7 protein-coding genes and 2 pseudogenes are annotated in these 6,469 nt (G+C 61.2%); 8 read left to right on the forward strand and 1 reads right to left on the reverse strand.

Annotated elements, in window-relative coordinates:
* The first annotated feature begins 5 nt into the window (after positions 1-5).
* From DL86_RS13865 to DL86_RS13890, 7 genes and pseudogenes are all read left to right on the forward strand, one after another.
* Positions 6-992 carry an NAD(P)H-quinone oxidoreductase gene (locus DL86_RS13865; protein WP_036262597.1) on the forward strand — a complete coding sequence of 329 codons (987 nt, stop codon included), beginning with the start codon at positions 6-8 and terminating at the stop codon, positions 990-992.
* A gap of 48 nt (positions 993-1,040) precedes the next feature.
* Complete coding sequence (locus tag DL86_RS13870) at positions 1,041-1,394, forward strand: ArsR/SmtB family transcription factor (RefSeq protein WP_036262599.1); 354 nt, start codon at positions 1,041-1,043, stop codon at positions 1,392-1,394.
* Positions 1,387-1,905: pseudogene (locus DL86_RS20305) on the forward strand (arsenate reductase ArsC); the annotation flags it as partial. The gene DL86_RS13870 and the pseudogene DL86_RS20305, both read left to right, overlap by 8 nt.
* Positions 1,906-1,932: 27 nt before the next feature.
* Positions 1,933-2,340, forward strand: a pseudogene (arsC, locus tag DL86_RS20310) (arsenate reductase (glutaredoxin)); the annotation flags it as partial.
* A 43-nt stretch (positions 2,341-2,383) separates the two neighbouring features.
* A complete protein-coding gene (arsB, locus tag DL86_RS13880) occupies positions 2,384-3,457 on the forward strand; it encodes an ACR3 family arsenite efflux transporter (protein WP_036262600.1) in 1,074 nt (357 codons plus the stop codon).
* On the forward strand, positions 3,450-4,166 hold the full coding sequence (arsH, locus tag DL86_RS13885; RefSeq protein ID WP_051953441.1) for an arsenical resistance protein ArsH: 717 nt from the start codon (positions 3,450-3,452) through the stop codon (positions 4,164-4,166). Before arsB ends, arsH begins: the two co-directional genes overlap by 8 nt.
* Before the next feature lie 38 nt (positions 4,167-4,204).
* On the forward strand, positions 4,205-4,465 hold the full coding sequence (locus tag DL86_RS13890) for a hypothetical protein (RefSeq protein ID WP_156964655.1): 261 nt from the start codon (positions 4,205-4,207) through the stop codon (positions 4,463-4,465).
* A gap of 223 nt (positions 4,466-4,688) precedes the next feature.
* On the opposite strand, the gene DL86_RS13895 is transcribed toward DL86_RS13890, so the two are convergent.
* Entirely contained in the window at positions 4,689-5,399 is a 711-nt protein-coding gene (locus DL86_RS13895; protein ID WP_036262648.1) for a L,D-transpeptidase, read from the reverse strand.
* Positions 5,400-6,231: 832 nt separating this feature from the next.
* Here DL86_RS13895 and DL86_RS13905 point away from each other — a divergent pair.
* Positions 6,232-6,469: IS1182 family transposase (locus DL86_RS13905; RefSeq protein ID WP_036262604.1), on the forward strand; the 238-nt coding region annotated here is incomplete at its 3' end.

Raw genomic sequence — 6,469 nt, forward strand, 5'->3', positions numbered from 1 at the left:
CTATCATGCGTCAGGTTTATTTCGAAGGCGCGGGCGGACCCGAGGTCATACGGATTGGCGAGGCCAAGGCGCCGCGACCCGGTCCCGGCAAAGTCCTGATTGAAGTCGTCGCCGCCGGCGTCAATCGTCCAGATTGCATGCAGCGCGCCGGCCTCTATCCGCCGCCGAAAGGTGAAACCGACATTCCAGGTCTTGAAATCGCGGGCCGGGTGGTCGCGCGGGGCGAAGGCGTGAGCGCGCCGCGCGAGGGCGATGAAGTTTGCGCCCTGGTCGGCTCGGGCGGCTACGCCGACTATGCTCTGGCTGATGCAGTGCTGTGCCTGCCGGTTCCGCGGGGATTGAGCGCGGTGGAGGCGGCGGGCGTCCCGGAAACCTTTTTCACCGTGTACGATAATGTTTTCACGCGGGGCCGGCTCAAACCGGGAGAGACCTTGCTCGTCCATGGCGGGTCGAGCGGGATCGGCTCCACCGCCATCCAGCTGGCCAAGCAATTTGGCGCGAGCGTCTTCGTCACGGCGGGCTCGAGCGACAAATGCGCCTTCTGCCGCACGCTCGGCGCCGATGTCGCGATCAATTACAAAACTCAGGATTTCGTCGAGGAGGTCAAGGCGATCGTCGGCAAACGCGGCGTCGATGTCGTGCTCGACATGGTCGGCGGAACGTATCTCGCCAAGAACATATCGATCCTTGCGAGCGAGGGGCGGTTGGTGCAAATCGCCTGTTCGCAGTCGGGCCGGGTCGAAAATTTCGATCTATGGCCTATCCTGTTGCGGCGGCTGACACTGACCGGCTCGACCTTGCGGGCGCGAACCGTGCAGCAGAAGGCCGAAATAGCTGCGCTCTTGCGGGAAAACGTCTGGCCGCTGCTCGACAAGGGCGCGGTCAAGCCAATCATCCACGCGACCTTTCCGCTCGAAGAGGCGCGCCGGGCGCATGAGATGATGGAATCATCCTCCCATATGGGCAAAATCCTCCTTCTCACCGGCAAATAGAGCGTCGCTTGGGCTTGTATAATTCGGTATGTCCGGTATTATCGACATATGGAAAATTCAAGCGCTATCCAAATGCTGTCCGCGCTGGCGCAAGGGACCCGGCTCGATGTGTTTCGCCTCTTGGTCAAACATGAGCCTGAGGGCTTGCCGGCGGGGGAAATCGCGCTCCGGCTCGGGACCCCGCACAACACTTTGTCGACGCATCTTGCGGTTCTCACCCGCGCGGGCCTCATCGGGGCTGAGCGGCAAAGCCGCTCGATCATTTATCGCGCCGAAATTGAAGCCATCGGGCGGCTCGCGGGTTTTCTCATCGAAGAGTGTTGCGGCGGCCGGCCGGAGGCTTGCGCGCCCCTTGCCGCCGAGCCCGCTTGCAGCCCGCAAAAAGGGGCTATTCATGACTGATCGCGTTTACAATGTCCTGTTTCTCTGCACCGGCAATAGCGCCCGCTCGATCATCGCCGAGGCGATCCTCAACAAGGCGGGGGCAGGGCGGTTCCGGGCGTTTTCAGCGGGCAGCCAGCCCACGGGCGCGGTCAACCCATTCGCGATCAAGGTGCTGGAAAACAACAATATCCCGGTCGCGGGCCTACGCTCGAAGGGATGGGACGAATTCGCGCGGCCAGGGGCGCCGGCAATGGATTTCGTCTTTACGGTTTGCGACACCGCGGCGGGAGAATCCTGTCCAGTCTGGCCGGGCCATCCAATGACGGCGCATTGGGGCGTTGAAGATCCGGCCGCCGTGCAGGGAACCGACGTCCAGAAAGAAGCCGCCTTCGACATGGCCTATTACTATTTGGAGCGGCGAATTTCATTGTTTCGCAACCTGCCGATGAAGAGCTTGGACCAGCTGACCATGCGCGCTCGTTTGCGCGACATTGGCCGGACCGAAGGCGCCGCCAACCGCCAATCGGAGGAGGCGGCGATGGACGTCATCATCTATCACAATCCCCAGTGCGGCACGTCGCGCAACACGCTCGGCCTGATCCGCAATGCTGGCCTGGAGCCGCATATTATCGAATATTTGAAAACGCCTCCGACGCGGGCCTTGCTGCGCCAGCTTGTGACTCGCATGGGCCTCCCATTGCGCGCCGTGCTGCGCGAGAAGGAGCCGATCTTTCGCGAGCTCGGACTCGACGATCCGGCGCTTTCAGACGAGGCTCTGTTTGAGGCCATAGAGGCGCATCCCATTCTCCTCAACCGGCCGATCGTGGTTACGCCAAAGGGCGTCAAACTCTGCCGTCCATCGGAGCTTGTCCTCGATCTTCTGCCGCCGCAGCAGGGCGAGTTCTTCAAGGAGGACGGCGAGCGCGTCGTCGACGAACGCGGCCGCCAAGTCGCAACGGCTTAAGTCGCGGCCGCCTTGGATCGCGATTGCTCAAGGGAATTTACACATGTCATTTTTTGAACGCACCCTCTCGCTGTGGGTCGGGGTCTGCATCGCCGCCGGAATCGCGCTCGGCCATCTTGCGCCAGGCGTCTTTCACGCCATCGGAGCAGCCGAGATCGCCAAGGTCAATCTCCCGGTCGCCGCGCTGATCTGGCTGATGATCGTGCCGATGCTGCTCAAGATCGATTTTTCCGCGCTCGGGCAGGTGCGGCAATATTGGCGCGGCATTGGGGTGACGCTGTTCATCAACTGGGCGGTAAAGCCCTTCTCGATGGCGGCGCTTGGCTGGTTTTTCATCGGCTATCTGTTTCGGCCGCTGCTGCCCGCCGACCAGATCTCGTCCTATATCGCCGGCCTGATCCTGCTCGCCGCCGCGCCTTGCACGGCGATGGTCTTCGTGTGGTCGAACCTCACAAAGGGGGAGCCGCATTTCACCTTGAGCCAGGTGGCGCTCAATGATCTCATCATGGTGGTCGCCTTCGCGCCGATCGTCGGCCTTCTCCTTGGTCTGTCGGCGATTACGGTGCCATGGGACACGCTGCTTCTTTCGGTGGCGCTCTACATCGTTGTCCCGGTCTTCGCCGCGCAAGGACTGCGGCGATGGATCCTTGCGAGCGGCGGCGCTGCGGCGCTCGCCCGGCTGCTCGCCTATCTGCAACCGGCCTCGCTTGCGGCTTTGCTCGCGACGCTCGTGCTGCTGTTTGGCTTCCAGGGCGAGCAGATTCTGGCGCAGCCGATGATCATCGCGCTTCTCGCCGCGCCGATCCTGATCCAGGTCTATTTCAACGCCGGACTGGCCTATCTGCTCAATCGATTCGCCGGCGAGCAGCATTGCGTCGCCGGGCCTTCCGCGCTGATCGGCGCCAGCAATTTCTTCGAGCTGGCGGTCGCCGCCGCGATCAGCCTGTTCGGCTTCCAATCGGGGGCGGCGCTGGCCACCGTCGTCGGCGTCTTGATCGAGGTTCCGGTGATGCTGTCGGTCGTGCATATCGTCAATGCAAGCAAGGGCTGGTACGAACGCGGCCTTGCTCCGGGAGCGGCGATAGCGCCGGCGGCGAAAGGCCAGCGCCTTGGTTGACCCCGCCCTCCTTCCCAACATCGCGCCGGGCGCTTTTGAGATCCCGACGCCGGATCTGTTGCAAGCCCGGCAGCGCGACCACGCTCCGCGCATCCTTTTGCTGTATGGCTCGCTCAGGGAGCGATCCTACAGCCGGTTTCTGACGCTGGAGGCGGCTCGGCTGTTGGAAAGCTTTGGGGCCGAAACCCGCATTTTCGATCCGAGCGGCCTGCCTTTGCCCGATGACGCGTCGGAAGATCACCCCAAGGTCGCGGAGCTGCGCGCACTGTCGGCCTGGTCGGAGGGCCAGGTCTGGTGCTCGCCCGAGCGGCATGGCGCCATGACCGCGATTCTGAAGGCGCAGATCGACTGGATTCCGCTCTCGATCGGGGCGGTGCGGCCGACCCAAGGCAAGACGCTGGCGCTGATGCAGGTCAGCGGCGGATCGCAATCCTTCAACGCTGTCAATCAGATGCGCGTGCTCGGCCGCTGGATGCGGATGATCACGATCCCCAACCAATCCTCGGTCGCCAAGGCCTATGAGCAATTCGACGATGCCGGGCGGATGCGGCCCTCGCCCTATTACGACCGTGTGGTGGACGTCATGGAGGAGCTGATGAAATTCACGCTGTTGACGCGGGGAGTTTCCGATTTCCTCACGAGCCGCTACAGCGAGCGCAAGGAGCAGGCCGAAAAACTGGCGGCGCGGGTCGGGCTCAAGGCGATTTGATTGCCTTGAGTGCCTCGGTTTGAAGACTTCCGCTATGGGTGGGTTTCCGCCAGTCCGCTCCCTGGCCTGCAATTTGGAAAGCGGTCATTCTGTCTATGGCGTGGCCTGGCCGATTCCAGTCGGTCCGCTTTTTGGGAAAACAATTAGAGCGCTTTCCGGCCGAATGGAATCATTCGGTCGAAAAGAAATCGCTCCAAATTCAAAAGCTTGAGCATATTCTTATCGCTCAGATTGATTCAACCTGGGCGGAATATGCTCTAGAGCATGATGCCGAAAAGTGGAAACCGGTTTTCGGATGACATCATGCTCTAACTCTTTGAGAAGAGGCGGATTCAGACTTTGGACGAGATCGCCTTGCGATTCCGTCCAAAGTCATCCGGCTCTAGGCGGCGGACGTTCGAAGCGGCGTGCGGACGCACAACAAGTGTCCGCCGCATCCCACAATCGCTATGACTCTGACGAGCGGCCATGTTTTTGCCTGCTCGCGCCGGCGTGCTCGGACAGGGGAACTGACGCCGTCGCCTATGCCGGCAGAAGGATTACCTTGGTCTTGATCGGCGTGCGCTCGTAGAGGTCGATCATGTCCTGCGTAAGAAGGCCGGTGCAGCCGCTGGTGACGCCCTTGCCGATCGACTCGGGGTCGCGGGTCGCGTAGATCGTGCAGACCGTGTACTTGCCGTTCTGATAAAGATAGAGCGTGCGGGCGCCGAGCGGATTGTCGAGGCCTCCCGGCATGCCGCCGGCGTATTTGCGCGCTTCCGGCTGGCGCTCGATCATCTCCTTGGGCGGGGTCCAGGTCGCCCATTCCGCCTTGCGCCCGACGTAAGCATCGCCGTTCCACAGGAAGCCCTTGCGGGGGACATTGGCGCCGTAGCGGGTGGCGTTTCCCTCGCCTTCCATGCGGTACACATAGTAGTTCACGGGATCGATGATGATCGTGCCGGGCGCTTCCTTGCTGTCGTAGCGCACCGTCCGGCGAACATATTTCGGATCAAGCTTGGCGACGTCGACCGCCGGGATCGGGAATTTCTTGTCGGGCACGGGCCCGTAGAGCTTCGCCGCCTCCATGCGGGCCGCGTCGTCGGTTGTCGCGCAACCGGCGAGCCCAAGCGCGCCGAGACTGACCGCGGAGCCGAACAGAAACGACCGGCGGTTGAGAAATTCCAACCGAAGCCCAGGCAAGGCCGCGTCGTCCATCTCGCCCGCGTTGGCAATCTCACCATCCATGATCATGGTCTTGGAATTTCTCATATCCTGTCGCCCAACGAGAGAATGCTCCGGCATATGCCCAATGAACATCCTTGCTGATCTGAGATTGCCGTCACATCGCTCGAGAGGCAAGTCCAAGCGTCGCTGGGCGGGGCTTGTCATGTGCGAGAGCCCGTCCATGTGGTTTCGCAGTCACACGCGCTGGCTTCGACAAAAACATGCAGACCCTGGTTTGGGCGCATTTGCGAGATGAGCGAAAGGTCCAGTTTCTTTCTGTCTGATAATCAGGCCGCAGCCATCTGATAAACCCCTGCGGTTCTTCCGCTACTTTTTTCGTAGAATCCGTTTAGTCGACTCTGAAGGTCTCGCGCAACCAACTCACGAGGCGCGCCTGATCGCTGAGGATATCCAATTCGGGTTCCCGGACGCGGCGGAACCCATGTTTTTCAAGCAGATCCGCTATTCGCAGCCCGCGGTTAGCTGGGTTAACGACGGCTATGGTCTTCGTGGCGATTTCGACGGCAAGAGTGCGAGACATCGGCTTGACAGTCTGTGGCATTTATTAGGGGCCTACGGGTTGGACGCATCTCACGGCGATTCGATTCGGCGACTTTCACCGGCTCAAACTAGCACACTCGAAGGTGTCGGGGGTGACGCCAGCCGATGTCGCCAGATGCTGCAGATGGAAGCTCTATAGCGTTGGCCTTTCCAGCCATGACTGCCTAAGGCAATATGGCCGACTTTTATTTCGGCTCTTGGGAAACGAACCGCTTTGGCTAAGCGACCGACCTGGGTCCAGACTGTGTAAAAAGGGCCCCAAATTTGCTAGAATCGGCTCGATATAAGAGGGCCGGTCATGGGGCGTTTCGTCGAGGGTGAAGACCGACGGCAGTCGTTGTTATTGCCGGAGACGCTCGACGATTACGTGACCGAGGACAACCCTGTCCGGGTGGTCGAAGTCTTCATTGAAGAACTTGATCTCGGGGCGCTTGGCTTTGGGGGCGTTCACCCGGCGGCGACAGGTCGGCCCGCCTATCATCCGTCGACACTGCTGAAGATCTACCTCTACGGCTATCTCAATCGGATCCAGTCCA

The organism is Methylocapsa aurea (assembly GCF_000746085.1).
GTDB lineage: Bacteria > Pseudomonadota > Alphaproteobacteria > Rhizobiales > Beijerinckiaceae > Methylocapsa > Methylocapsa aurea.

Excerpts from the sequence above, each read along its gene's own strand:
- DL86_RS13870 (WP_036262599.1), top strand. The coding sequence starts at position 1,041 with ATGGAAAATTCAAGCGCTATCCAAATGCTGTCCGCGCTGGCGCAAGGG.
- arsB (WP_036262600.1), top strand. The coding sequence starts at position 2,384 with ATGTCATTTTTTGAACGCACCCTCTCGCTGTGGGTCGGGGTCTGCATC.
- DL86_RS13895 (WP_036262648.1), bottom strand. The coding sequence starts at position 5,399 with ATGATCATGGATGGTGAGATTGCCAACGCGGGCGAGATGGACGACGCG.
- DL86_RS13865 (WP_036262597.1), top strand. The coding sequence starts at position 6 with ATGCGTCAGGTTTATTTCGAAGGCGCGGGCGGACCCGAGGTCATACGG.